Genomic DNA, 25,276 nt, shown 5'->3' with positions numbered 1-25,276 from the left:
GACATTGGCTTTCCTCGCACCCCGTACGCTGACAGAAGTCAGATTCTGGGGACTCCCTGCGCCGCCGTCTTCCTGTAACTTGAATTATTCAGGCTATAGAGCGTTTCTATTAACCGATTGGTTTCTTATATTGTTTAAAAACACGACATTTTGTCAGCCGGCTATTTATCAGCGATGAAAGAATAGCCGCTGAATTATGGTCCTTTTTTATTTCGCAGGCAATATTATCCGCAATCCGACATAACCCTCGAAAATCCAGGGGAATAATTTACGCGACAATCGCGGCGCTCTCTGCGCGACACGGGTCAATATGAATCATCATATGCAGAACGTTATGGTGGCTTAGCACCCGGGTCCGCACCAGCAGCGCAATATCGTGCCCCTCCGCTACCGATAAATGCCCGGGTACTTCGACATGCACATCGACCAGGATCAAATCCCCGGCACGACGGGTTTTCAGGTCGTTCAGCGCCACGACGCCGGGCGTTGCCAGGATAGTGGCGATTATTTGCCGCTCGCTATCGCTATCCACTGACCGATCCATCAGGTCATGGAGGGCGTCAGACGAAAAGGTATAGCCCATGCGGGTGACCAGCGCGCCGACAACCAGTGCGGCCACTGGGTCAAACCAGGCGTAACCGGCCAGATTACCGATGATGCCGACCGCAACGACTACCGAAGACGCGGCGTCTGAGCGGGCGTGCCAGGCGTTGGCAATTAGCATAGAGGACTGGATTTGCTTAGCCGCCCTTAGCATATAGCGGAATAAAATCTCTTTGGCGGTCAGCGCGGCGAGCGCCACCCACAGCGCGGTAATATGCACACTCTGAATAGATTCCGGTTGCAGTAGTTTGCCGCAAGCAGACCACAGCATACCCGCGCCAACCAGTAACAGCAGCGCGCCAATCACCAGTGAAGCGCCGTTTTCATAGCGCCGGTGCCCGTAGTGATGGTCGCTATCCGAAGGTTTGCCGCTTTTTTTATTGGCCAACAGCACAACGAAATCGGCCACCAAATCGGAAAGAGAATGAATACCATCGGCGATTAAGCCCTGCGAGCCGGAGAATATCCCGGCCAGTATCTGAAAACTGGATAAAAAGAGATTGACCATCACGCTGACCAGCGTCGTTTTACGCGCAACCTGGGAACGCTGATTATCGTTACTTATTTTCATTACCGACACTTCCCCGAAGAAAAAGAGCCAGACTACGCGTTCAGGCTTAATTTTTCCTGAATAATTCGCCGCCATTAAGAGAGTGTTTAATTATTTCTTCCGACCTTAAATATATAAATGAGAATAGTTTGTTTTTAAACAACAAAGCCATATCAATAATAGCCATGGCTATATTTCCGCGTATTCAACAAAGGGGCAAAATTAAAACTGATTCATCCGGCGCATTGCGCAATGATACGCGCCGTTGCGCACCGAGGCGCGCAGTATGCGAGCGACGCCGTGAACCGCAAACCGCGCGCTGTGCCGCTGTAGCGTGCTCATCGGCAAATTAAGCATCTCCTGCGCCCACGGCGGCAGCAGGTCAATTCCGGCGCGCATCATTATTCGCCCCACCGGCCGGCTCATACGGCCCGGCAGACGGGTCGACAGCAGAACGTGGGCAACTTCCTGGGTTCGCTCATCGCAGCGCAGCACCGGCCGCATATCCTGCAGGTAATCAGCAATCTGCCGCGGCGTCTGCGGGATATCCCGCGCCCCGAGGCGACGGGCAACTTCGGCCGCTTCCTCATAGTATTGCTCCTGACGGGCGGCGCTGACCACGGTCCGCTTGTAGCGCAGATGCGAGGCCATAAAGCTGCTGCATTCGGCGACGTGTACCCAGGTCAGCAAGTGCGGATCGCTGGCCTGATAGGGCGTGCCGTCTTTGTCCTGGCCGCCTACCCGCAGATGGATCCCCTGTACTTTTGCAATCAACCGTTCGGCATCGGCGGTGGTGCCAAAGGTGGTGGCGGAAATAAACTGGCTGGTGCGGCGCAGGCGGCCAAAGATATCTTCACGGAAATTTGAGTGTTCCCAGACGCCCGCCAGGGCCAGCGGATGCAGCATCTGTAACAACAGCGCGCTGACCCCGCCGCAGAGCATGGACGTGAAATCGCCGTGAACCTGCCAGATAGCCGACTGCGGCCCAAAAAGCCCCGGTTCGCCTTTGGGATGTTCAAAATCGATCTCTTTTAGCGCCATGCCGGTTAAGCCCAGAACCTGAGCTTCAATCGTTCCGCGTATGCTGATCATGACCCACCTGCTCTCATTCGTGAGCAAGAAAGATAACATTAATCAACGGCGGGGGCATTGTCCTGAAACGGCTTTAAAGGAGAGCGCCCGCTGAACGCGGGCACCCGAGAGGTCAGGAATTGAGCTGATAATCGAGGGTTATCTCAGCATTCAACACCTGAGAAACCGGACAACCGGCTTTTGCTTTCTGAATAATGCTGTCAAACGCGTCGGCCTCAATGCCTGGCAGCACGATTTTGCTCTGTAGCGCGATCTGGGTAATGGCGAAACCGCCGCCGGATTTATCCAGCGTTACCACTGCCACGGTATCAATGGAGGTCGCGGTGTAGCCCTCTTCGCTCAGCATCAGCGATAGCGCCATGGAAAAACAGGCGGCATGTGCGGCGCCGATTAGCTCTTCCGGGTTAGTCCCCTTCACACCCTCAAACCGGGTGTTAAAACCATAAGGCTGCTGGTTCAGCGCGCCGCTCTCGGTAGAGACGGTTCCTTTACCGCTTTTTAGATCCCCTTCCCAATGCGCCTGACCTTTCTTATGGATTGCCATGATATCGCTCCTTTTGTGACATGAAAGGGTTAAGTATAGAACTCCCTTACGCATTTGGGCGGCACGCGGCGATTTTAGGATCAATCCGCAGCGATATTTTTACTCATATTGATGCCGGTAACGCGAAATCCGGTGACTTCATAGAGTCGGCGAGCGCGCGGATTATCGCCGGCGACGCGCAGTTTTATTTGGCGGATACCCAGGTTTTTTAATTCATGCTCAAAAGCCGCCATCGCTTGTTTACCCAATCCCTGCCCCTGCAAGGACGGAAAAATATAAAAATCACAGATAAAGGCGGAGCGTATTTCTGCGTCAGGCTTATACCAGAGATAGCCAACCCGCTTTTCTATACCGTCAATTTCATCGAATAAGCAGCGTAAAGCCTGACCGTGAGTATTGACGCCATCGGGCAGATCCTCGGCAATTTCGCGCTGCGCCTGGGCCAATGCCGCCTCCGGAGAAAGCGCGTAATTGGTCGCGATCTCCGCCGCATAATCGGCAATAAAATAGTTCAGGTACGCGGCGTACTCTTCATCGCGCATTGGGCGAATAACAATCATCACAAGGGTCCTTTTATATCGTTAGGTTGTGCCAGTTTTTGCTGAATCTCTTCAAGAAACAGCGGCAGCGCGCTCGGCTGGTAGTCCCGCGAGAGATAAATCCCATACACGTTTAAGGCTTTTGGCCGCCAGGTCGGTAAAACCTGTTTCAGCGCCCCGCTGTTGAGCGCCCGCTGCGCCTCCAGCTCCGGCAGCATTGCAATGCCGCAGCCGGCTACCGCCGCCTCCATCAACAGCGAGGAGATCCCGGCGCTGAGGTTGCCGGAAACCGCCACCGTCACGCTTTCGCCGCTGGGGTCGCTAAACTGCCAGGTCTGACTGGCAAAATGGCTGTAATGCAGGCAGTTGTGGCGAGTGAGATCGTCCGGCGTATGCAGCGGCCCATTCTGCTGTAGCCAGCGCGGCGAAGCGCACAGCACCGAACGGCAAACGCCGAGACGGCGGGCGATAGCTCCCGGCTCCGGATTGTCGGTGATCCGAATCGCCACGTCGATCCTTTCGCCTATCAGACTTACCGGATGATTGTTGATATCCAGTTCAAGACGCAGCTGCGGATAGCGGGCGAGAAAATCGGGCAAAAGCGGAGAAATCAGCTGCATCGCGGTAAAATGAGCGCAGGCTACGCGCAGCGTTCCGCTGGGGATCGCTCGTTCACTCTGCCCGGCGATCTCATCCGACAGCTGCGTCAGGGTGCGCGTTTTTTGCAGTACCTTTTCCCCCGCAGCCGTGAGCGTCAGCTTACGGGTAGAGCGATGAACCAGTCGGGTGCCAGCCCACTGCTCCATCTGTTCCAGATAGCGGCTCACCATCGGCCGCGACATCCCCAGCGCCCGCGCGGCGGCGCTTAAGCTTCCCAGCTCACAAATACGCATATAGACCTGCGCGGCAATGACTCGATCCATAACTTGATTCCATCTGCACGTTTTATGAAACTCAGCATCTCTTTTTTCAGGAATTTTCGCAAATCAGGAAATCCGTAAAATAGCGCTTATTCACCTGACGAAGAGAAACGAACATGAAATTATCTGCCCTTGCCATCGCCACTACGCTGTTCAGCGCTTCAGTTCTGGCAGCCCCATTAACGTTGCAAACCTATAACCCGCAGGAGAACGGTATTTTCGCGGTTAACTCCACCCTCGCCTCCGGCCCGCATGAAGCGGTGTTGTTTGACGCTCAGTTCAGCGTGAAGGATGGCGAGAAGCTGGTTGAAATGATTCAGAAAAGCGGTAAAAAACTGACCCGCATCGTGATTACTTCCGGCGATCCGGATTTCTATTTTGGCCTGCAGCCGCTGGTCAAAGCGTTCCCGGAAGCCAAAGTGGTGGCAACCGCAGAAGTGGTTAAACACATTAACGCCACCAAACAGGCCAAACTGGCGTACTGGGGCCCGCAGATGAAGGACGGCGCGCCGACCCAGGTTTATGTCCCGCAGGAGCTGACGGCTAATACCTTCACTATCGACGGCGAAAAGGTTGAGATCCGCCAGCCGCAAAATTATGCCGCCTATGTGTGGATCCCGGCGAATAAAGCCATTCTTGGCGGTACCGGCGTGGCGTGGGGTATGCACGTCTGGACGGCGGACACTCAGAGCGTCGAAAGCCGTCAGCAGTGGATAAATACGCTCGACGAGATGGCCGCGTTGCATCCGCAGCAGGTGATCCCCGGCCATTATCTCGGCACGCCGCCAGCCGGTGACCGGGCGATTACTTTTACTCGCGATTATTTGACCCAGTTTGAGCAGGCGCTCAAAGAGCATAAAGATTCCGCTGGCGTCATTAAGGCGATGAAAGAGCGCTGGCCGGGGCTCGCGGAAGAGAGTTCGCTGGAGCTGAGCGCCAAAGTGAATACCGGCGAAATGAAGTGGTAAGTCTGGGTATTACGCGGGGATTTCTGCCTGGTGAAGGTTAATGCTATATCCAGGGGGTAAACCCGCCACCCGCCCGTCGGCCCGGAAAGGCGAACGCCTTACCGGGCACTATCCGCAGAAGCAGAGTGACCCCGGACCACTCTGAAAATGAGGCTGATTGTGCCGTCTCAATGTTGCTAATCCCGGCAAAATGGGCCACGCTAATGATCGCCGCGTGAAAAATAAGCGGCGTATTGAGGGTTAAATTTCGTCCGACAGTCGTCGGGCTTGTCCTTGAAACCGACACAGGATAAAGGAGTAAGAATGAAATCGAACCAACAGGCACGTCATCTTCTTGGTCTGAACTACAAACTTTCTCAGCAGAAAAAGGTCCTGCTGGAAGGCGATGCGGAAACCACGGTTAACCATGTTCGCGCCACCGGCCGCAAGCGCCGCGGTGGCTAATCTTTCAGCTAAGTGATGATAAAAACACCGTCCTTTCTCCAGGATGGTGTTTTTTTAAGACTATCCCCCTCATGTTTACCCTCCTTTGATGTCTTCTGCTTTATACTCTGCCCGCTGCCATTCCCTGCCAGCCCCCCGCCTGTCGCCGCGCCCGGGCTGAAGCGATTATCAAGGAGTTAGTGCGATGCAATTCACTCATAAGAAAAACCGCTCTCTTTACATCCCTTACGCCGGCCCCGTGCTGCTTGAATTTCCGCTGCTCAATAAGGGCAGCGCCTTCAGCATGGAAGAGCGCAGCAGCTTTAATCTGCTGGGCCTGCTGCCGGAAGTGGTCGAAACCATCGAAGAGCAGGCCGAACGCGCGTGGATCCAATACCAGGGATTTAAAACCGAGATCGACAAGCACATTTACCTGCGCAACATTCAGGATACCAACGAAACCCTGTTCTACCGTCTGGTCGGCAACCACCTCGATGAAATGATGCCGGTCATCTATACCCCGACCGTCGGCGCCGCCTGTGAGCGCTTCTCTGAGATCTATCGTCGCGCCCGCGGCGTGTTTATCTCTTACCAGAACCGCAATAATCTCGACGATATTCTGCAAAACGTACCGAACCATAACGTCAAGGTTATCGTGATGACCGATGGCGAACGTATTCTCGGCCTCGGCGACCAGGGCATCGGCGGAATGGGCATTCCTATCGGCAAACTGTCGCTGTATACCACCTGCGGGGGGATCAGCCCGGCCTACACCCTGCCGGTCGTTCTTGACGTGGGCACCAATAACCAGCAACTGCTCGACGATCCGTTATACATGGGCTGGCGCCACCCGCGCATTACCGACGATGAGTATTACCAGTTTGTTGACGATGTTATTCAGGCGATTAAAGCCCGCTGGCCGGATGTGCTGCTGCAGTTCGAAGACTTCGCGCAGAAAAACGCTATGCCGCTGCTTAACCGCTATCGCCACGAAATCTGCTCCTTCAACGATGATATCCAGGGCACCGCCTCGGTCACCGTCGGTACGCTGATTGCCGCCAGCCGCGGCGCGGGCAGTCAGCTGAGCGAGCAGAAAATTGTCTTCCTCGGCGCCGGTTCCGCAGGCTGCGGTATCGCGGAGCAGATCGTCGCCCAGATCCAGCGCGAAGGGTTAAGCGAAGAAGAAGCCCGCAAACGCGTATTTATGGTTGACCGTTTCGGTCTGCTCACGGATGCGATGCCAAATCTTCTGCCGTTCCAGAGCAAACTGGTGCAGAAACGCGAACACCTGCAAGAGTGGGACACCACCAGTGACGTGCTGTCGCTGCTTGACGTGGTGCGAAATGTAAAACCGGATATCCTGATCGGCGTCTCCGGGCAGCCTGGGCTGTTCACCGAAGAGATTATCCGCGAGATGCATAAGCATTGCCCACGACCAATCGTGATGCCGCTGTCAAACCCGACCTCAAGGGTGGAAGCCACGCCGCAAAATATCCTCAGTTGGACCGACGGAGAAGCGCTGGTCGCTACCGGCAGTCCGTTCGCTCCGGTAACGCTCAAAGGCAAGCAGTACGTCATCGCCCAGTGTAACAACTCCTATATCTTCCCGGGGATCGGCCTTGGGGTTATCGCTTCAGGCGCATCGCGCGTGACCGATGAGATGCTGATGGCCGCCAGCGAAACGCTGGCGAAACATTCGCCGCTGGTGAATAACGGTGAAGGTCCGGTTCTGCCGGAACTGAAAGATATCCAGAGCGTTTCGCGCGCTATCGCTTTTGCGGTGGGTAAAATTGCCCAGGAGCAAGGCGTGGCGGTGAAAACCTCCGCCGAAGCGCTGCTGCAGGCGATCGCCGATAACTTCTGGCAGCCGGAATATCGCAACTATCGCCGGACGTCAATATAACCACTAGCGTAACCGGGAGCGTTAATGCTCCTGGTTACCTGGGAAATAATTCTCTGGTTCGCTATTTTTTGATATCAAATCTATAGCCCTGCCGGCGAATCGTCACGATGGACTCAGATGAATAACACGCCCGAATCTTTTTACGTATCCGCCCAATAAGGACCATTAGTGAACTGCTGCAATATAGCTCACCTTCTGCATACAGCTGGCGCATAAGATCATCCTTGCTGGTAACTTTACCGCAGTTGCGGATTAATGTTTCCATAATAATATATTCAAAAGCGGTCAGATTTAACGTAACACCATTTACCGACAATTCCCGACGCGAAAGATTTAGCAGAAATGGCGGTATTGAGATTAATTCTGATGACAATCCATAGTTGCGGCGAAAAAGCGCATTGATACGCGCAACCATAATATCAATATGAAATGGCTTACGGATGTGGTTGTCCGCACCGGCGTTGAGGGCGTTAACGCAATCCTGCCAGCACTCGCCTGCGCTCATAACCAATATCGGTACAGAAACCCCCTGGCCGCGCCAATCGCGGATCAGAGCCAGACCCGCTTCACTTGTCGCGTCCAGATCAATAATGGCGATGTCAGGCGGATACTCTACGATATAGTAATTCGCTTCCTTGACGTTTTGTGCATCATCGACGATATGCCCTTGCTGCGTTAGCTGTACTTTCAAATGATGACGCAGCAGAGCCTTATCCGCAAAGACAAGTATGCGCATCTCCCCCCCTATTTCGATAGTAATTAACAGGCGTGACCTTTTTATTTTTTAATAACTATATTGTGCGGCTGTTGCTGTACGTTAAGTAGCATGCGGCATTAAAAACGCTAATAAATAGTTTTTAGCGGTGATAATTAAATTTTTCATAAACCCGGCTCACGGCGAATAAAAATCCAAAGCGCTTTATAAGGATATAAAGCACCAGACAATTGATATAGTTATCTCAGGAAACGGCCTGGCTAACGTTTATTGAGGATAATCAGTCCTGCTGTCAGATTATCTCGCCAGGCTTATACAGACGAAACAAATATTAAACCACATGCCGTGGCTTATTCAACGTTAGCTATTGATGATCAAAATCTAAGCAAACAGATTTATTTAGCAGCATGAAAACAGTGAGCCCGGTTTTTAAAGTATATAAAACCGATAATCATTGTATCTGAAGCATAAATAGCTATAAGTATGACAAATAATTGATTTTGAACCATTACAGTTTGCAGAAAAATAATGATATATATCAATTGGTAGCGGAAATATTCTTCTTTTCTGTCGAATCGATTATGAAATGAGCGAGATTACGTAAGTTATATTGATTTCATGAATAATTCTTCTGCGTTATCGCTTTTGCGTTGCGCCAAAGCAGCGCTGCTAAGCCTGATAGGGTTCAAGCGCCCAGGATGTTAGTGGCAAAAGCGTGCCCGGCGTAAACGGATCGCTAGCCAAAACGGATTTCACCCATTACACTGCCTGCACCTATCAACTTACTGAATAAAAAAAGGAGGATCCCATGTCGTACCGTGAAATGTTTTTTTCACGTGCATTTGGCGATCGCACCTGCTCAAGCGTTATCGGTATCGTGCTGCGATAACTTCAGCTTGAGCGAAGAAACCAAAGACTGAATCCCTTCCCTCGGGCTTACCGGGTTATCGTCAGCGATGTTTGACGAGGCATAAACATGCCTGTAACTCTTGAGTAAGTTCACCATGAGTACATTACTAACTGCACAATCTCTCCATGTTGATACGGCGTTTGGCCCGCTGTTCACAAACCTCTCCTTTACCCTCAAAAAAGGCGACCGCATTGGCCTGATTGGCTATAACGGCTGCGGAAAAAGTACCCTGCTTAGAGTGCTGGACGGCACGATGATTCCGAATGGGGGCAGCGTGGCGCTGGCCAGCCACTGCCTGATGGCGCGGGTGGAACAGCATCTACCCGATACGCTGTTAGCGCAACCTCTGCTACAGGTGGTCCTGGAAAAACTTCCCGCCCTTGAGCGAGAGAACCAGCGCTGGCAAGCGGAGCGGCTGCTGGCGGAGATGGGCTTTACGTCCGATGAGGCCCGGCAGCGGGTATCAACCCTGAGCGGCGGTCAGCATACCCGGCTGCTGCTCGCCAGGGCGCTGATTCAGCAACCGGATCTCCTGCTGTTGGACGAACCGGGAAACCACCTCGACCTGCCGACTCTCCTGTGGCTGGAAAGCTTCTTGCAAACCTGGCAGGGGAGTTTCGTTCTGGTGTCTCATGACAACATCTTACTGGATGCTGTAACTAATGCGAGTTGGATCCTGCGCGACAAAACCCTGCATGCCTTCTCCCTGCCCTGCAGCGCTGCCCGTCAGGCGCTGGATGAGCGAGATGCCAGCGATGCGCTGCGCCATAAAGCCGAGCAAAAAGAGATTGACCGGGTCGCCGCCAGCGCCAAACGACTGGCTATCTGGGGGCGCACCTATGACAACGAAGATCTCTCGCGTAAAGCTAAGCAAATGGAAAAGCAGGTTCAGCGCCTGAAGGAGAGCCAAACCGGTCTCACCGCCGGAACACCCTGGCGGCTAACGCTGCGCGGCGACATGCTGCGGGCAGACAGGCTGCTGGAGATGGATCAGCTTCCCGTCCCGCCCGCGCCGGGTCTGCCGGTCCTGTTTACTGCGGGTCTGGCTCGTCTGAAAAGCGGCGATCGGGTCGCGGTAATGGGCCGTAACGGCGGCGGGAAATCCTCCCTGCTGCGTCTACTGTGGCGACATATGCAGCAGGAATCAGCGGAGGACGGCTTACGCCTGCACCCGCGGCTGAAACCGGGTTATTACGATCAGACCCTGCATCAGCTTGCGGATGACGACACGCTTCTCAACGCGCTGGAGCCTTTTGAGCCGGCGGCGGACGCGCGCAAGCGGGCGCTGATCTCAGCCGGATTTAGCTGGGCTCGTCACGGGCAAAAGGTCGCCACCTTAAGCGGCGGCGAGCGTTCGCGTCTGCTATTTGTCGGCCTGTCTCTGGCCTGCTATAGCCTGCTGCTTCTGGATGAGCCAACCAACCATCTGGATATGGACGGCAAAACAGCGCTGGCAAGAACGTTGTGCGACTACCCAGGCGGACTGCTGCTGGTGAGCCACGACCGCGAACTCATTAACCATAGCTGCAATCGCTTCTGGCTTATTGACGAGCGCGGGCTGAGCGAATGGCACAGCGCCGAAGAGGTGTATGAGGTTTTACGCACCGCCGTTCGTTGTCCGGCCCCGGAGGTCGTGGCGGAGAACCGCCGCGAAGCGGAGGAAGACCATGATACGCTGCTGGAACGGTTAGTGTCGCTTGAGCAACTGCTGGCCGACGATCTGGCCCGTAAACCAAAACATCAAAAACCGCAGCTGCAGGCGCAGTGGCGTAAGGAGATAGCCACCCTCAACGCTTTGCTAAGCTAAATGTTGTTCCCCGGCGCAGCCCGCTGCGCCGGGGTTTTACTTAGCATGAGTCGCCGGTCGCGGTTTGATTCGACTAAACTGCTGCTCGGTCATCGTCCTGCCCCACTGTTCGCCCTGCCACTCTTTATCCAGCGTGAAACTAAAGGATTCATACAGCCTGCGGGCGGCGTGCAGGCCGCTGAAGGTCCATAGCTGTACTGATGCAAAGTCCCGGCTATCGCAAAAAGCCATGGCTTCGCTCAGCAGGCGCCGACCAATGCCGCTACCCCGGCAGCTATCGTCGAGAATAAACCAGCGCAGATGCGCCTGGTTATTCCCCAGATCCTCGCCGTCAATCGCTACCGATCCGACAATTTGCTCGCCCTGAACGGCCAGCCAAACACGGTTGCACGGTTTATCGAGACGAGCTGAAAATTCCGCCAGCCCGCTGGCGACTTTACTCTCGAAAAAAGCACCAAACTGATAATGTTTTGCATAATACTCGCCGTGCATTTGCGCTATGCGGCCAATCATTCCAGGCCGATAGCCGGTAGCGATATCAATCGTCTTTTTCGAGCCTGTAGCCTCGACGTCGCGGCATTTTTCCAACGCCCAGGCCCAGGTTGTGAGGCCCTGAGCGACGCACTGTCTTTGCGCATCGCTCAGGTGTTCCAGCGCATCCACTACCCGCATAGCGCCGTAGGCGTTAATTTTTTTGACCGTCGCCGCACCTTGCGCCGTTAACGCAAGCTGCTTAATCCGCCCGTCGCGGGAGGACGTTTTTTCCCGGAGTTCCCCGGCGGCAAGCAGACGGGAAAGCATCCTGCTGACGCTAGACTTTTCCAGCCCCAGGATCTGCACCAGCTGAGCGGCCGTCATCGCGCCGCGTAGTGAAATTTCCACAAGCGTATGTACCGCCGAAGGTGAGTACGCCGTAGCGGCCAGCGTGGTGCTCATAAAGCCCAGTTCACGCACCATCAGGCGGGAAGCGGTACGAATTTCATCAACAAGCGCGGGTGAGTTCATCTGAGGTCAGCTCTGTCAGAAATAGTTGCATGATACAACCATTTTCTGCTGCGTGCTGTCAAGCCGCCGTGTTGCCTCCTCCCTGAACTGGCCTCAACTGAACGGGGTGAATGCTCGCACTTTACTCGCGCGTGACACCATGCCGATACCCACCTTGCGGGGAAAAAGACGCCTGCCGGCTTTACCCGCTTTTGTACTTATTGCGGATTTTTCTCTTTCCACGCTTCCCATGCCGCTTTGATTTCCTGTTTCGCGGCGGCGGCATCGTTAAAGCCGTCCAGCTCGACTTTTTTGCGTCCGTCCGGCAGCTGTTTGTAAACCCGGAAGAAAGCCTGCAGACGCTCCTGCTCAATTTTCGGCAGATCGCTGATGTTAATCACGTCATCGTAGGTTGGGTCGATTTTACTTGCCGGAACGGCAATGATTTTGTCGTCCTTCTCGCCGCCATCAATCATCTTCAGCACGCCAATCGCGCGCAGCTTAATCAGCGTTCCCGGGGCCATCGGCGCGCGGGTATAAAACACCACGTCCAGCGGATCGCCATCCCCTGCCAGCGATTGAGTGAGCGAGCCGTAGTTAGCCGGATAGGCCACCGGCATCGACTGGAAACGATCGGCGATCAGAAAGCCGGTTTTGGCGTCCGTTTCGTATTTGATAATGCCGCCTGCCGGGATTTCGGTTACGGCGTAAAACTCTTCAGGGTTGTTGTTCGGCTGCGGGAAATCCAGCACGTTTTGCGCCTCAACAGCGGTAGAAAGCAGAAGGCCTGCGGCCAGGAGGGTTTTCGCCAGATGCATTGTCATGTCGCTCCAGGTTAATAAGAAATTGAAAAACAGAACGATAGAGATCGCGGATGAAAATTTCATGACATGCAAGTGACATAAATATGACGCGCAGTAACATAAGAAAAACTGTTCGAAAAACAAACAAAAGAAATCTTTAACCAGCATAAAAATCTATTATTACCTTGATTTATTGGCAATTTAAGCTATTTGTTAACATGCGTAAAAACAAATATTGTGTTAATACGCTTATGTTTAATAAGGAGAACAGAATGAAAGCTGCCGTCGTCACGCAAGATCATCAGGTCAATGTTACGGAAAAAACACTTCGCCCATTACAGCACGGCGAAGCCCTTTTAAAAATGGACTGCTGCGGCGTCTGCCATACCGACCTGCACGTTAAGAACGGCGATTTTGGCGATAAAACCGGCGTCATTCTGGGCCATGAAGGCGTGGGCGTGGTGCAGCAGGTCGGCCCTGGCGTGCACTCGCTCAAGCCGGGCGATCGCGCCAGCGTCGCATGGTTCTTCGAAGGCTGCGGTCACTGTGAATATTGTAACAGCGGTAACGAAACGCTGTGCCGTTCGGTAAAAAATGCGGGCTACACCGTTGATGGCGGGATGGCCGAAGAGTGTATCGTCATTGCCGATTACGCGGTCAAAGTGCCGGATGGTCTTGATTCTGCGGCAGCCAGCAGCATCACCTGCGCAGGGGTCACCACCTATAAAGCGGTAAAAGTTTCCCATATCAAACCCGGCCAGTGGATCGCCATTTATGGCCTCGGCGGGTTGGGTAACCTGGCCCTGCAATATGCGAAAAACGTTTTTAACGCCAAGGTCATCGCCCTTGACGTTAATGATGAACAGCTGAAACTGGCCGCAGAAATGGGCGCAGATTTGACCATCAATTCCCGCAGCGAAGACGCGGCCAAAATTATCCACGAGAAAACCGGCGGCGCCCATGCCGCAGTCGTGACGGCGGTCGCCAAAGCGGCGTTTAACTCTGCGGTGGATGCGGTTCGCGCCGGCGGACGCGTGGTGGCCGTCGGCCTGCCTCCGGAAGCCATGAGCCTGGATATTCCGCGCCTGGTACTGGACGGTATCGAGGTGGTTGGTTCTCTGGTGGGTACGCGCCAGGATCTGGCCGAAGCCTTCCAGTTTGCCGCCGAGGGTAAGGTGGTACCGAAGGTCACCCTGCGCCCGCTAGGTGATATCAACGCCATCTTTAAGGAGATGGAACAGGGACAAATTCGCGGTCGTATGGTGATTGATTTCCGCCGTTAATTTTCTCGCCTCTCTCGCTACGGGAGAGGTTCCATTTATCCCCTTATGCACGTAGCTCTGCTGCGCATATTTACATGATGCCCGGCAGAAATCCTTTCTTACGCTCATCATCGTTCAGCCGATAAATATCGAACCGGCTACCACCTTCATTAACAACGCTCTCCCCGCTATGCGCAGCCTGTGGTATGCAGGATATAAATGCTTTTTACGCAAATGCTTAGCGCAAATCCTTACTTCCTTTGTTAAAACGCGCGCCCGATGATGACTAAACAAGAGATAACAAAGGAATTCACCATGCACATCCGTTTTCGCCTGCCCGCGCTGGCGGCGCTATTTTTAACCGGCGCGTTTTCCGCCTGGGCCGCCGACACCCCGGTTAAAGGCGGTACGTTAATCTATCTGGAGCAGCAGCCGCATACTAATCTTTACCCACCGGCCGGTGGCTTCTACCCCAACGGCGGCATTCTTAATCAAATAACCGATAAGCTCACCTGGCAGGACCCGAAAACCCTGCAGGTGGAGCCGTGGATCGCCGAAAGCTGGAGCGCCAACGCGGATAAAACCGAATATACCTTTAAGCTTCGCCCCGGGGTGACCTTCTCAGATGGCACCCCGCTTGACGCCAGGGCGGTCGCCAAAAACTTTGATACCTACGGCCTCGGTGATAAAGCGCACCGCCTGCCGGTGTCTGAGGTCATTAATAACTACGATCGCAGCGAAGTCATCGATCCGCTGACGGTAAAGTTCTACTTTAAAAAGCCCTCGCCGGGATTTCTGCAGGGCACCGCCACCATCGGCTCCGGGCTGGTATCCCTCAGTACCCTGGCGCGTAATTTTGAAGAGCTGGGCGATGCCCGCCATATTATTGGCTCCGGACCTTTTACGGTAAAAGATGAAAAGCCGGGGCGCGAACTCACTCTGGTCGCGCGCAAAGATTATCAATGGGGACCGAAAAATCTCAGCCAGCAGGGGCCAGCTAATCTCGATGGCATCACTTACATCGTTACCCCTGAAGATGGCGTGCGCATTGGCGCTCTGCTGGCGGGCCAGGCTGACTTTATCCGTCAGGTACAGGCCTACGATGAAAAGCAGGCCACCGGGCAGGGCTTTAAAATTTATGCTGCCCCCACGCGCGGCGTTAACGATAGCCTGAGCTTCCGGCCGGATAATCCGCTGGTTGCCGACCTGCGCGTTCGTCAGGCGCTGCTGCACGCCACCGACGCCAGGCAGATAGTCGAAACGCTGTTCTCCGCCAACTATCCGCAGGCGACCTCCGTCGTCGCCAGTACCGCCGCCGGGTACGTTAACCTCAGCGACAAGCTGGCTTTCGATCCGGCCAAAGCGAAACAACTGCTTGATGATGCGGGCTGGAAACCGGCTGCCGATGGTATTAGGGTCAAAGATGGCCAGCGGCTGGCCTTAACCGTCTATGAATCTCTGCCGCAACCGCAAAATAAAGAAGTTTTGCAGCTTGTCGCTCAGCAGTGGCGTCAGGTCGGCGTCGCGCTGGCGGTCAAAGCCGGCGATGCCGGCAGCCGTACGCTGGATAACCTCGATCCGCTGAAAACGCCGCTCACCGTGTCGGAAGTGGGCCGCGCCGACCCCGACGTGGTGAAAAGCATGTTTTTCCCCACTAACCGCGACGCGCTGCTGCAAAAAGGCGGCTCCAGCGACAAAGTACAGGGGTTCCGCGACGATAAGCTCAACGCATTGCTGAGCGCGATTTCAGCCGAAGTTGAACCGCAAAAACGGCTCCAGCTCACCGGCGATGCCCAACGCTATCTGCTGGATAATGCCTACGTGATCCCGATATTTGAAGAACCGCAGGTCTTCGCCGGCGCCCCGTGGGTGAAAGGCGTCAGTTTTGAAGCAGTAGGCCGCCCGTCGTTCTATGGCGCGTGGCTGGAAAAGCACTGAGGAGCCTGCGATGAGCCATTATCTTCTGCGGCGAACCGGCCAGGGTTTACTGGTGCTATGGGCGGCATTTACCCTCTCCTTCATCCTGTTACAGGTGCTGCCCGGCGATGCGGTACTGATCAAGTTTCAGAATCCGGATCTGGGGCTCAGCCCTGAGCAGATCGCCGAAATGCGCCTCGCCTGGGGGGCCGATAGCCCGGTGTGGAAGCAGTATCTCCACACCCTCTTCGCCATGCTGCGCGGGGATTTTGGTTATTCGCTGCAGGCCGGACTGCCGGTGAGCGCGCTGATCGCCAGCAATCTGCCGCAGACACTAAGCCTCGCGCTCCCCGCCTTTGCGCTGGCGGTGGCGCTGGCTTTTACCCTCGCCTTCGCCTCACGGCTGCCGGGTCTGCGCTGGCTAAGCAATACGCTGCAATCGCTGCCGGTGCTGTTTATCTCCCTGCCGACGTTCTGGCTCGCTATCGCCCTGATACAGCTTTTCTCCTTTCAGCTGCGCTGGATACCGGTGATCAATCCGGGACCGATTGAGGGACTCATTCTGCCCGTCGTCGCCGTCGCGGTACCGATTTCCGCTCCGCTGGCGCAGATTCTGATGCGCAGTCTGGATCAGGTCGCCGCGCTGCCGTTTGTGGCCGTTGCTCGTGCTAAAGGCATGAGCGAGACCGGCGTGCTGTGGCGGCACGTTACCGGCAATGCCCTGCTACCGGTGCTCAATATGGCCGGGCTGCTGCTCGGGGAACTGATCGCCGGAGCCCTGATTACCGAAACCGTGTTTGGCCGCGGCGGGCTGGGTCTGCTGACGCAGCAGGCGGTCAATAATCAGGATATCGCGGTACTGCAGGCGGTGGTGATGATCTCAGCCCTTGGTTTTGTCCTGATTAATCTGCTGGTCGACCTGCTGATGCCGCTGCTCGACCCGCGCCTGAAAACCGCTGAGGGAGGTACGCTATGAGTCTGGTTGATTACGCAATCGCCGCCCGCCGCCGCTCGCCAGACTGGCGCACGCTACGCTTCCAGCCCGGCCTGCTGCTGGCCTGGGCGATTATGATCGTTGCTGCGCTGATGGCCGTTGTCCCGCAGCTGTTTACCGCTTATAACCCGTTGGAAGGTTTCCCCGGCGCCCAGCGCCTGGCCCCCCAGGCGGGTCACTGGCTGGGCACCGACCAGCTTGGTCGCGATCTGTGGAGTCGAATCGTCTACGGCGCTGCCCATTCGCTCTGCGCTGCGCTGGCGGCAGTGGCGATTGGCCTGATCATCGGAACCGCGCTGGGTACGCTGGCCGGCGCGCTGGCGGGACGCGTGGAGTCGATCGTCATGCGGCTGGTCGACGTACTGCTGGCGATTCCATCCCTGTTGCTGTCCCTGACGGTCATTATTCTGCTCGGCTTCGGCACCCTCAACGCCGCCGTCGCGGTCGGGGTGGCGGCAATAGCCAGCTTTGCCCGCCTGGCGCGCGCGGAAGTCGTACGCGTACGGCGCAGCGATTACGTCGAAGCGGCCTACGGCAGCGGCGGCACCTTTTTTGCCGTCTTCTGGCGGCATATTTTACCCAACTCGCTCACCGCGGTGCTGGCCTTCGCCACGCTCCAGTTCGGCCAGGCCGTTCTGGCGCTCTCAACCCTGAGTTTTCTCGGCTACGGCACGCCGCCGCCGGTACCAGAGTGGGGATTACTGATCGCCGAAGGCCGTAACTACCTCTCCACTGCCTGGTGGCTAACGACCCTTCCCGGTATGGCGGTGATTGCGGTCGTGCTTGCCGCCAACCGTATTAGCCGTCAATTTAGCGGAGAACGCCGATGAATGTTTTAACCGTAGAAAACCTACGCATCAGCTATCGTTCGCAGAGTGAATGGCGTGAAGTCGTGCATAACGTCAGTTTTCAGGTAAAACGCGGCGAAATGCTGGCGTTCGTCGGCGAATCCGGCTCGGGCAAAACTACTACCGCCCAGGCGATAATGGGTCTGCTGGCGGAGAATGCCCGGCGCGACAGCGGGCGCATCAGTATTAACGGCGAAGATATTAGCGGCTGGTCAGGTAAACGCCTCGACGGCCTGCGCGGCGCGCGAATTAGCCTGGTACCCCAGGATCCAGGCAACTCCCTCAATCCGGTGAAAACCATCGGCGCGCAGGTAGGTGAAATTCTGCGCCTCCATCAGAAACGCAGCGCCGCGGAACGTAAAACGCAGGTACTGGCGCTGCTGGCTAAGGTTGGACTGAGCCACCCGGAGCAGCGCTTCGATCAATATCCGCACCAGCTTTCAGGCGGCATGAAGCAGCGAGTGCTGATTGCCATCGCCATCGCTCTGAAACCGGATTTAATCATTGCTGATGAGCCAACCAGCGCCCTTGACGTGACGGTACAGAAGCGGATCCTCGATCTGCTGGATACCCTGCGCCGGGAGTCCGGCACCGCGGTGCTGTTCGTCACTCACGATCTGGCGCTGGCAGCCGAGCGTGCCGACCACCTGCTGGTCTTTCGTCATGGCGAAATTCAGGAGCAAGGCGCGACCCGCGATGTGGTACGGACGCCGCAGCATGCCTATACTCGCCAGCTGCTCAGCGATCTTCACGGCCCGACGCTGACCATGGCTCCCTCCGGCGGTCGCGTGCTGGCTACGCCGGCGATTCGCGTCGACGACATCAGTAAGCGCTTCTCATTAGGCCGGGCGCATTTGCAGGCGCTGGACGCCGTGAGTTTTGAGGTTAAGCGCGGCTGCACGCACGCGCTGGTTGGTGAGTCCGGTTCCGGTAAAACGACGCTTGCGCGGATCCTGCTGGGATTCGAAAAGGCGGATAGCGGCCAGATTGCCATCGATGGTATTGATGCCGGGCATCTCAGTCGGAAGGCGCTCCGCCAGCTACGGCGTAAAATTCAGTTTGTCTATCAGAACCCCTTTGCCTCTCTTGACCCACGGCAAACGCTGTTTGAAATCATTGAAGAGCCGTTAAAGAACTTCGACCGCTTCAGCGCCGGAATACGACGCCAGCGCGTCGAAACGGTCGCCGCTCGCGTAGCGCTCGTTCCGGAGCTGCTGTCGCGAACCGCCCGTGAGCTATCCGGCGGGCAGCGGCAGCGGGTGGCTATCGCCCGCGCCCTAATCCTTGAACCGACGATTCTTGTCCTCGATGAAGCGACTTCGGCGCTGGACGTTACCGTCCAGGCGCAAATTCTCGCCTTGCTGCAGCAGCTGCAGCAACAGCTGGGATTGACCTATCTGTTTATCACCCACGATTTGGCGACGGTTCGCCGTATCGCCCACAGCGTGACGGTACTGCGGGCGGGCCAGGTTATTGAACATGGCGATGTGGGCCGACTGTTCAGCGCTCCGCAGCATGAGTATACCCGCGAGCTTATTGCCGCTATTCCCCACTTTTCCCCCTCGAACAAGGAGGTCGCATGACGCGTAAACGACTGGGTTTTTTCACTCGCCTGCTGGACCACGTCGCGCCAGGTGAGCGCTATCGGCTGGCTACCGAACAAATTCGCCACGCCGAACGACTGGGTTTCGACAGCGCCTGGGTCGCTCAGCACCATTTTCATGAGCACGAAGGCGGCCTGCCGTCGCCGCTGGTCTTTCTCGCCCACGCGGCAGCGCATACGGAGCGCATTCGCCTGGGAACCGCCATTATCACCCTGCCGATGGAAAACCCGCTGCGGGTTGCCGAGGATGCGGCGGTGCTGGATCTGCTCGCCGATGGACGACTGGAGGTGGGCTTCGGGTCTGGCGGCACGCCGACCTCGTTTTTACCCTTTGGATTGACCATCGACCAGCGCAGCGCAGTCTTTGCCGAACACCTGCATCTGATTCAAAGCGCCTGGCGCGGAGATTCACTTTCGCATCCGGATAATCATCTTTATCCCCGGGCACCGCAGTTGGCGGAGCGTATCTGGATTGCCACCTTTTCCGTTGAGGGCGCGGTGCGCGCGGCTCAGGCCGGACACGGCCTGATGCTTTCGCGTACCCAGCCGCGTCCTTCAGGGCAGCCCACGCTGCCGCTGGACGCTATCCAGAATCCGATTATTGATGCCTATCTCGCCGCGCTGCCGCCGGGCGTCGAGCCACGGATCCTCGCCTCGCGGACGGCCTTTGTCGCCGATAGCCAGCAGTATGCGCTACAGGTCGCTGAACCCGGTCTGCGCCAGCAGGCGGCCCAGCATCGCGCCGCAGGTCATCATATTATTGGTGACGCTGTCACTGATTTTTTGCCGCAGCTTGACGCGCACGTTGGCGACCCGCAGCACGTCGCCGCTTCGCTGGGGCGCGATAGCGTCCTGCGGCGGGTAACCGATATTTCGTTCCAGGTGCACTCCGTTGAACCCTCGCACCGCGACACGCTTCGTTCCATTGAGCTGATCGCTCAGCATATTGCCCCGCAGATACGATAAGGAGTCACCATGACGCTCAGTCAGGATATATTGGCCGAACTGGCAGAAATTGCCCCCGATTCCGCCTTAGCGGCGGCGAGAGCCGTGCGCAAGGCGGCCACCCATCATGCTCAGGGAAGCTATGAAGCGCTGTTCGGTCAGCAGGATAACGACTTTCCGCTCGACGAACGTTTTGCCGTTGCCGCCAGGGTAGCGAAGCTGCATGAGAGCGATGCGCTGGCCGCCCACTATGCCGGGTTTGGGATTGCCGATCCAACCTCGCCGCGGCTGGTTCCGGCGCAGGCCTTTGCCCGGCTGTTGACCTTCGCGCCGGTAGAAGCCACGCCTTCGGCTCTGGAGGCATTAACCCGCGCCGGATGGAGCCCGCGCGCTATCGTGACGCTGGCCCAGCTGATTGCGTTTGTCAGCTTCCAGAGTCGTCTGTTGAACGGTCTACGCCTGCTCAACGGTAAAAGCGCCCCGGTTGCCGGGACCCCGGTCGTAGCCGGATTCTGGCATACCTCACCGCAAACCCTCAGCGGTAAACGCGCGCCGGTGCGCTTCACCCGCGATGAACTGCACTGGGAACCCTGGCTGGCGGCTAAACCGCTGGCGGAATTTACCCCGGATGAGCAGGCGCTGCTGGCGAAATTCGGCCACAGCGACTCGCCCTACTTCCGCCTGCTGGCGCGCAACCAGCCGGTGCTGGAGCAGCGTACGTTAACCGATAAAGGGATTTTTTATACTCCCGGCGGCCTGCCGCGCGCCGAACGCGAGCTGGCGGCGACGGTAGCGAGTAAAATCAACGGTTGTATTTATTGCGCCTCGGTGCATGCTCGCAAGGCCGCGCAGTTAGCGAAAGATGAAACGGCGGTAGAGACCCTGCTGGCGGTGACCCCGGGAGAGAAGCTGAGCGATGGGCAGACGCCGCGCTGGCAGGCGCTCATTGATTTTGCCGCAGCGATTTCCGTTACCCCTCCCGCCCTGGACGCGAGCCACCTTGCGGCCGTCGAGCAGCAACAGCTGGATACCCTTGCCCAACTGGATCTGCTGCAATCGGCAGCCTTCTTCGCCTGGGCCAACCGGTTAATGCTGACCCTCGGGGAGCCGTGGCAGGATTAGCCGCCTGCGGATTTCGTCAGACAGAACGCTGCTGATAGCGGGCATAAATCAGCAGTGAACTGAGCGCAAGAAACGAAAGCAGCGCGGCCGGTAAGGCAACAGAACGCCAGCCAAGGCCGGCCGTAATCATCATCCCGCCGAACAGCGCCCCGATGGCGCTACCAAGATTAAAGGCGATCTGGCCGCCCGCCGCGCCCAGCATCTCGCCGCCTTTGGCATTTTGCAGCAGCATGATTTGCAGCGGCGCCGACAGGGCAAACAGCGCCGCGCAGCAGATAAACGCCAGGGTTAGTGAGGCGGTTTTATTCTCACCCAGCAGGAACAGGAGTAATAAGGTCAAAACGATAACGCCATCCGTCACGGCGGCAATACGTAACGGACTGTAGCGTGCGGAAACTTTACCGCTAAATAAATTCCCCAGAACCATCCCCAGGCCCACCAGCATCATAATCATTATAATGGCGCTTTCACCGAAGCCGGAGACGTTGATCATAAACGGCTTAATATAGCTAAACCACGCGAAGACGCCGGCATTGCCGAACAGGGTGGCGGCAAAAATTAACCACGGCGCAGGTGAGGTTAAAAAATGAAATTGCGAGCGCAAGCGCGTGGTTGATTTATCAAATAACGTCGGCACCCACCAGGCGATGGACACCAGCACCGCGACGTCAAAGACCGCAATCGCCAGGAAGGTATAGCGCCAGCTGAACTGATGGCCAAGCCAGGTTCCTCCCGGTACCCCCAGCAGATTGGCGACGGTCATCCCGGCGATCATCCCCGCCACCGCTGCGGTAACCTTGCCTGGCGGCGCAATTTTCGACAGAATGATCGCGCCCACGCCAAAGAATGCGCCGTGCGGAAACCCGGAGATGAGGCGCCCCAGCGCCAGCATCGAGTAGCTGGAAGAGAACGTGAAGATGGCGTTGCCGATAATGCATAGCGCTACGAGAAACAGCATCACTGATTTTAGTGAAAAGCGGCTGGAGAATATCGCCATCACCGGCGCGCCGATCACGACGCCGGACGCATAATATGAAATCATGTTGCCTGCGGCAGGAATGGATATGCCGACATCACGGGCAATTTCAGGTAATACCCCCATGATGCCAAATTCCGCCATTCCGAGACCAAAAGTGCCAAGCGCTAACGAAAAAATAGTCTTTTTCATACATCTAATCACTTGTTATGGATTTTACCGATCGCATTATTATGCATTCTCTGGCGGTAAACCAGTTTAAAACCTTCCGTAACCTGTTTATCCATAAAACAGCGTGATTACTTCATATCGAACGTTCATAAAAACAGCAATCATTAAATCCTGAATTGGCTTAATACCCAATGGGCAACCAATATAACAATGACAACGACAGGCGTGAACCAAACGTCAAAATCGAAAGCCCGGTAAATAAGCCCTGTAAGTACTATTGCGCAGATTAATATTACGTGAGTGCGAATGCCGTCATAAATATCCTTTAAAAAATAGCGAAGCATGGCTTTCATGATTTTATTGCCTCGGGCAGCCAGTCGCCGTTAACGCTTCATCCGCGAGTGAATTAGTGAACCTGCTGTTGCTTGATCTTTTTCATCACCTTTGCTGCTTTGTATACCTCACTTAGCGGAGCGAAGTGATGCGATACCCCACAGGCGACGACCAGCGGTAGCGCGAAAATAATGAGTTGCGCAGGATGCCAGGTCCCTTCATGTACCGCTTTCAGGATGCCGATCCCGATAATTAAAAGAACGAATACATGGACAAATATTGCCCTGGGCAAGCGCGATGCCGCTTCGTCAACGGCACAGTATAAAAGCGTCTTATATCTCGCCGTTAACTTGTCGATCTGCTTATCTGTAAAGCCACTTTCATGCATGATTTTTATTAATTTAGTATCTTCCATTTTTTACTCAAATATAACCCGGACTTCCTTGAACCGTATACAGCTTACTCTTTATCACTGCGTAAAGACAACCCACAACATTAATTTCAGTAATTTTCTTTTCTGTGGAAGCCGCCGCGCAAAATACGCAAGGATCCGCCTAAATGATAGCGTTTTTTATAGAGACAACGGATAATGACGTTAATAGCGCTACGTTGAAATAGCGACCCAACTGGCTTAATGGGAAAAAGGGAAATATCTGTCATCAGAAAAAGAGAGCCCGTCAGAGTGCGCGCCCGGGCATAAATAAATGAGACAATGTTTTCAACGCTGTCAGAGGTGAGCTAATTGATGCCCCTGAGGATATTAACCCCCGTTCCGGCATTAACCGGAACGGGTAATACGTTAAGGCTTACTTCAGCCCTTCGCGATTTTCCCTTTTCGCTTCCAGGCGCTCCACGTCGCGATACCAGCGCGGATGATGCTTCTTCGCCCAGCGTCGGCTCACCTTCCCTTCAATCATGCCTTTAATCGATCCTTTAACCCAGAATGCCATATACATATGGATCAGAATCGCATGGATAAGAATAATGGCCGACGTTGCGTGAATCAGCAGACTATAGCGAATAACCTGAATCGGGAAATAGTGGGCAAAATAAGGCCGCCAGATAATCACCCCGGTGACCAGCAGCACAAATATCATGCTCATGATCGTCCAGAACATCATTTTCTGGCCAGCGTTGTATTTCCCTACCCGCGCCACTTTATGCTCATTGCCCTTAAGCACCTCGATAATCCCTTTCAGCCAGGGAATATCCTGTTTGTCGGGAATATTATGGTGGACAAAGCGCACGAACATAAACATCAGGGCCACGAAAATCAGAACCCCGAAGAACGGATGCAGAATACGCCCCATCTGCGGGGTACCGAAGGTTTCGGTCAGCCACTGCAGCGTCGGGAAGAAAAACGAGATCCCCGACAGCGCCACCAGGAAAAAGCAGATGACCACCGTCCAGTGACAGGCGCGGTCAATAAACTTCGTGCGCACAATCATTTTCGATTTACTCATCATGCTCCTCCTCATCGTCATCCGCTTCCGTGTTCGGCCCAATCCCGATGTAGTGATAGATCAGCCCGGCAAAGGTGGCGATAAAGCCAACGGCGGAGAGCGGCTTCAGCGCGCCTTTCCACAGATTTATCGAGGTATCTATCTGCGGCTCCTTCGGCAGGTTATGGTACAGCTCCGGCTGGTCCGCATGATGCAGCACGTACATCACGTGGGTGCCGCCGACGCCAGGCGGGTTATACACCCCGGCATGGGAATAGCCGCGTTTCTTCAGTTTTTCCACACGCTCGTTGGCCACTTCCAGCATCTCTTGCTTGCTGCCGAAGTGAATCGCGCCGGTTGGGCAGGTTTTCACGCAGGCCGGTTCCTGGCCAACGCTGACCCGATCGACGCACAGCGTGCACTTATAGACCCGGTTATCCTCTTTATTGAGGCGCGGGACGTTAAAAGGGCATCCGGCAATACAGTAGCCGCAGCCGATGCAGTTTTCCTGCTGAAAGTCGACGATGCCGTTTGCGTACTGAATAATCGCTCCGGCGGACGGGCACGCCTTCAGGCAGCCCGGATCCTCACAGTGCATACAGCCGTCTTTGCGAATCAGCCACTCCAGCTTGCCGTTCTGCTCGGTTTCGCTAAAGCGCATTACCGTCCAGGATTTGGCGCTCAGATCGGCGGGATTGTCGTAAACCCCGACGCAGTGCCCGACTTCATCGCGGATATCGTTCCACTCGGAACAGGCCACCTGGCAGGCTTTGCAGCCTACGCAGGAGGAGACATCAATCAGCTTTGCCACTTCCGCCTTAAAATCCCGCGCGCGCGGCGCGGGGGTGATCGGATTGGTGGCGGAGCGTTTAATGATGTCCTGGGTTTCCATCGCCATTGCT

At 55.6% G+C, this 25,276-nt stretch carries 23 protein-coding genes; 11 read left to right on the top strand and 12 right to left on the bottom strand.

Features of this window, described 5'->3' with window-relative positions; genetic code table 11:
• Positions 1–268 precede the first annotated feature (268 nt).
• The 5 genes from ABLV12_RS24845 to ABLV12_RS24825 all read right to left on the bottom strand — a co-directional run bounded on the left by ABLV12_RS24845 (position 269) and on the right by ABLV12_RS24825 (position 4,251).
• Positions 269–1,174: a cation diffusion facilitator family transporter gene (locus ABLV12_RS24845; RefSeq protein WP_348867426.1), complete on the bottom strand. Its 906-nt coding sequence runs from the start codon at positions 1,172–1,174 to the stop codon at positions 269–271.
• Between the two features lie 201 nt (positions 1,175–1,375).
• Positions 1,376–2,245 carry an oxygenase MpaB family protein gene (locus tag ABLV12_RS24840; protein ID WP_064396029.1) on the bottom strand — a complete coding sequence of 290 codons (870 nt, stop codon included), beginning with the start codon at positions 2,243–2,245 and terminating at the stop codon, positions 1,376–1,378.
• Between the two features lie 112 nt (positions 2,246–2,357).
• Positions 2,358–2,789 (bottom strand): OsmC family protein, encoded by a 432-nt coding sequence (locus tag ABLV12_RS24835; protein WP_004101962.1) that lies wholly within the window; start codon positions 2,787–2,789, stop codon positions 2,358–2,360.
• Between the two features lie 80 nt (positions 2,790–2,869).
• Positions 2,870–3,349, bottom strand: coding sequence for a GNAT family N-acetyltransferase (locus ABLV12_RS24830; RefSeq protein WP_032728230.1), 480 nt, complete (start codon positions 3,347–3,349; stop codon positions 2,870–2,872).
• The gene (locus tag ABLV12_RS24825; protein ID WP_017145918.1) at positions 3,349–4,251 is read right to left on the bottom strand and encodes a LysR family transcriptional regulator; all 903 of its coding nucleotides are present in this window, start codon (positions 4,249–4,251) and stop codon (positions 3,349–3,351) included. Before ABLV12_RS24825 ends, ABLV12_RS24830 begins: the two co-directional genes overlap by 1 nt.
• A 113-nt stretch (positions 4,252–4,364) precedes the next feature.
• Here ABLV12_RS24825 and ABLV12_RS24820 point away from each other — a divergent pair, with 113 nt between their 5' ends.
• The 3 genes from ABLV12_RS24820 (at position 4,365) to ABLV12_RS24810 (ending at position 7,542) form a co-directional block, all read left to right on the top strand.
• Positions 4,365–5,216, top strand: coding sequence for a Vmh family MBL fold metallo-hydrolase (locus ABLV12_RS24820; RefSeq protein ID WP_348867425.1), 852 nt, complete (start codon positions 4,365–4,367; stop codon positions 5,214–5,216).
• A gap of 303 nt (positions 5,217–5,519) precedes the next feature.
• Positions 5,520–5,660, top strand: a complete 141-nt coding sequence (gene sra / locus ABLV12_RS24815; protein WP_004101955.1) for a stationary-phase-induced ribosome-associated protein — start codon at positions 5,520–5,522, stop codon at positions 5,658–5,660.
• Positions 5,661–5,844: 184 nt separating this feature from the next.
• Positions 5,845–7,542 carry an NAD-dependent malic enzyme gene (locus ABLV12_RS24810; RefSeq protein ID WP_004112905.1) on the top strand — a complete coding sequence of 566 codons (1,698 nt, stop codon included), beginning with the start codon at positions 5,845–5,847 and terminating at the stop codon, positions 7,540–7,542.
• Between the two features lie 61 nt (positions 7,543–7,603).
• Here ABLV12_RS24810 and ABLV12_RS24805 read toward each other — a convergent pair whose 3' ends face one another.
• Positions 7,604–8,278: a response regulator gene (locus tag ABLV12_RS24805; RefSeq protein WP_016807809.1), complete on the bottom strand. Its 675-nt coding sequence runs from the start codon at positions 8,276–8,278 to the stop codon at positions 7,604–7,606.
• Positions 8,279–9,261: 983 nt separating this feature from the next.
• On the opposite strand from ABLV12_RS24805, the gene ABLV12_RS24800 reads away from it, so the two are divergent.
• Positions 9,262–10,974, top strand: coding sequence for an ABC-F family ATP-binding cassette domain-containing protein (locus ABLV12_RS24800; RefSeq protein ID WP_335269607.1), 1,713 nt, complete (start codon positions 9,262–9,264; stop codon positions 10,972–10,974).
• Positions 10,975–11,010: 36 nt separating this feature from the next.
• On the opposite strand, the gene ABLV12_RS24795 is transcribed toward ABLV12_RS24800, so the two are convergent.
• Positions 11,011–11,979, bottom strand: a complete 969-nt coding sequence (locus ABLV12_RS24795; RefSeq protein ID WP_004112899.1) for a helix-turn-helix domain-containing GNAT family N-acetyltransferase — start codon at positions 11,977–11,979, stop codon at positions 11,011–11,013.
• 197 nt (positions 11,980–12,176) lie between these two features.
• Positions 12,177–12,776 carry an inorganic diphosphatase gene (locus ABLV12_RS24790; protein ID WP_004101946.1) on the bottom strand — a complete coding sequence of 200 codons (600 nt, stop codon included), beginning with the start codon at positions 12,774–12,776 and terminating at the stop codon, positions 12,177–12,179.
• 257 nt (positions 12,777–13,033) lie between these two features.
• Between ABLV12_RS24790 and adhP the strand changes: the two genes are divergently transcribed.
• The 7 genes from adhP (at position 13,034) to ABLV12_RS24755 (ending at position 21,452) form a co-directional block, all read left to right on the top strand.
• Entirely contained in the window at positions 13,034–14,044 is a 1,011-nt protein-coding gene (gene adhP, locus ABLV12_RS24785; protein ID WP_004101944.1) for an alcohol dehydrogenase AdhP, read from the top strand.
• A gap of 294 nt (positions 14,045–14,338) precedes the next feature.
• Positions 14,339–15,961: a TIGR04028 family ABC transporter substrate-binding protein gene (locus tag ABLV12_RS24780; RefSeq protein WP_064396032.1), complete on the top strand. Its 1,623-nt coding sequence runs from the start codon at positions 14,339–14,341 to the stop codon at positions 15,959–15,961.
• Between the two features lie 10 nt (positions 15,962–15,971).
• On the top strand, positions 15,972–16,916 hold the full coding sequence (locus ABLV12_RS24775) for an ABC transporter permease (RefSeq protein ID WP_023329667.1): 945 nt from the start codon (positions 15,972–15,974) through the stop codon (positions 16,914–16,916).
• Positions 16,913–17,764 (top strand): ABC transporter permease, encoded by an 852-nt coding sequence (locus tag ABLV12_RS24770; RefSeq protein WP_348867424.1) that lies wholly within the window; start codon positions 16,913–16,915, stop codon positions 17,762–17,764. Before ABLV12_RS24775 ends, ABLV12_RS24770 begins: the two co-directional genes overlap by 4 nt.
• Entirely contained in the window at positions 17,761–19,365 is a 1,605-nt protein-coding gene (locus ABLV12_RS24765; RefSeq protein WP_348867423.1) for an ABC transporter ATP-binding protein, read from the top strand. The genes ABLV12_RS24770 and ABLV12_RS24765 overlap by 4 nt, the downstream gene beginning before the upstream one ends.
• A complete protein-coding gene (locus ABLV12_RS24760; protein WP_348867422.1) occupies positions 19,362–20,351 on the top strand; it encodes a putative FMN-dependent luciferase-like monooxygenase in 990 nt (329 codons plus the stop codon). The genes ABLV12_RS24765 and ABLV12_RS24760 overlap by 4 nt, the downstream gene beginning before the upstream one ends.
• Positions 20,352–20,360: 9 nt before the next feature.
• On the top strand, positions 20,361–21,452 hold the full coding sequence (locus tag ABLV12_RS24755) for an alkylhydroperoxidase domain protein (RefSeq protein WP_265815454.1): 1,092 nt from the start codon (positions 20,361–20,363) through the stop codon (positions 21,450–21,452).
• A 16-nt stretch (positions 21,453–21,468) separates the two neighbouring features.
• On the opposite strand, the gene araJ is transcribed toward ABLV12_RS24755, so the two are convergent.
• The 4 genes from araJ to fdxH form a co-directional block, all read right to left on the bottom strand.
• Positions 21,469–22,620, bottom strand: a complete 1,152-nt coding sequence (gene araJ, locus ABLV12_RS24750; protein WP_004112882.1) for an MFS transporter AraJ — start codon at positions 22,618–22,620, stop codon at positions 21,469–21,471.
• A 385-nt stretch (positions 22,621–23,005) separates the two neighbouring features.
• Positions 23,006–23,347: a hypothetical protein gene (locus tag ABLV12_RS24745; protein ID WP_004101926.1), complete on the bottom strand. Its 342-nt coding sequence runs from the start codon at positions 23,345–23,347 to the stop codon at positions 23,006–23,008.
• A 391-nt stretch (positions 23,348–23,738) separates the two neighbouring features.
• Entirely contained in the window at positions 23,739–24,395 is a 657-nt protein-coding gene (gene fdnI, locus ABLV12_RS24740; protein ID WP_004101923.1) for a formate dehydrogenase-N subunit gamma, read from the bottom strand.
• The gene (fdxH, locus tag ABLV12_RS24735; RefSeq protein WP_064396044.1) at positions 24,388–25,272 is read right to left on the bottom strand and encodes a formate dehydrogenase subunit beta; all 885 of its coding nucleotides are present in this window, start codon (positions 25,270–25,272) and stop codon (positions 24,388–24,390) included. Before fdxH ends, fdnI begins: the two co-directional genes overlap by 8 nt.
• Positions 25,273–25,276: the final 4 nt, after the last annotated feature.

The sequence above is a fragment of the Klebsiella sp. CN_Kp100 genome, from assembly GCF_040065315.1.
Taxonomy (GTDB): domain Bacteria; phylum Pseudomonadota; class Gammaproteobacteria; order Enterobacterales; family Enterobacteriaceae; genus Klebsiella; species Klebsiella oxytoca.
Note: the sequence above shows the minus strand (reverse complement) of the source record. Positions and strands in the feature narration are given on the sequence as shown.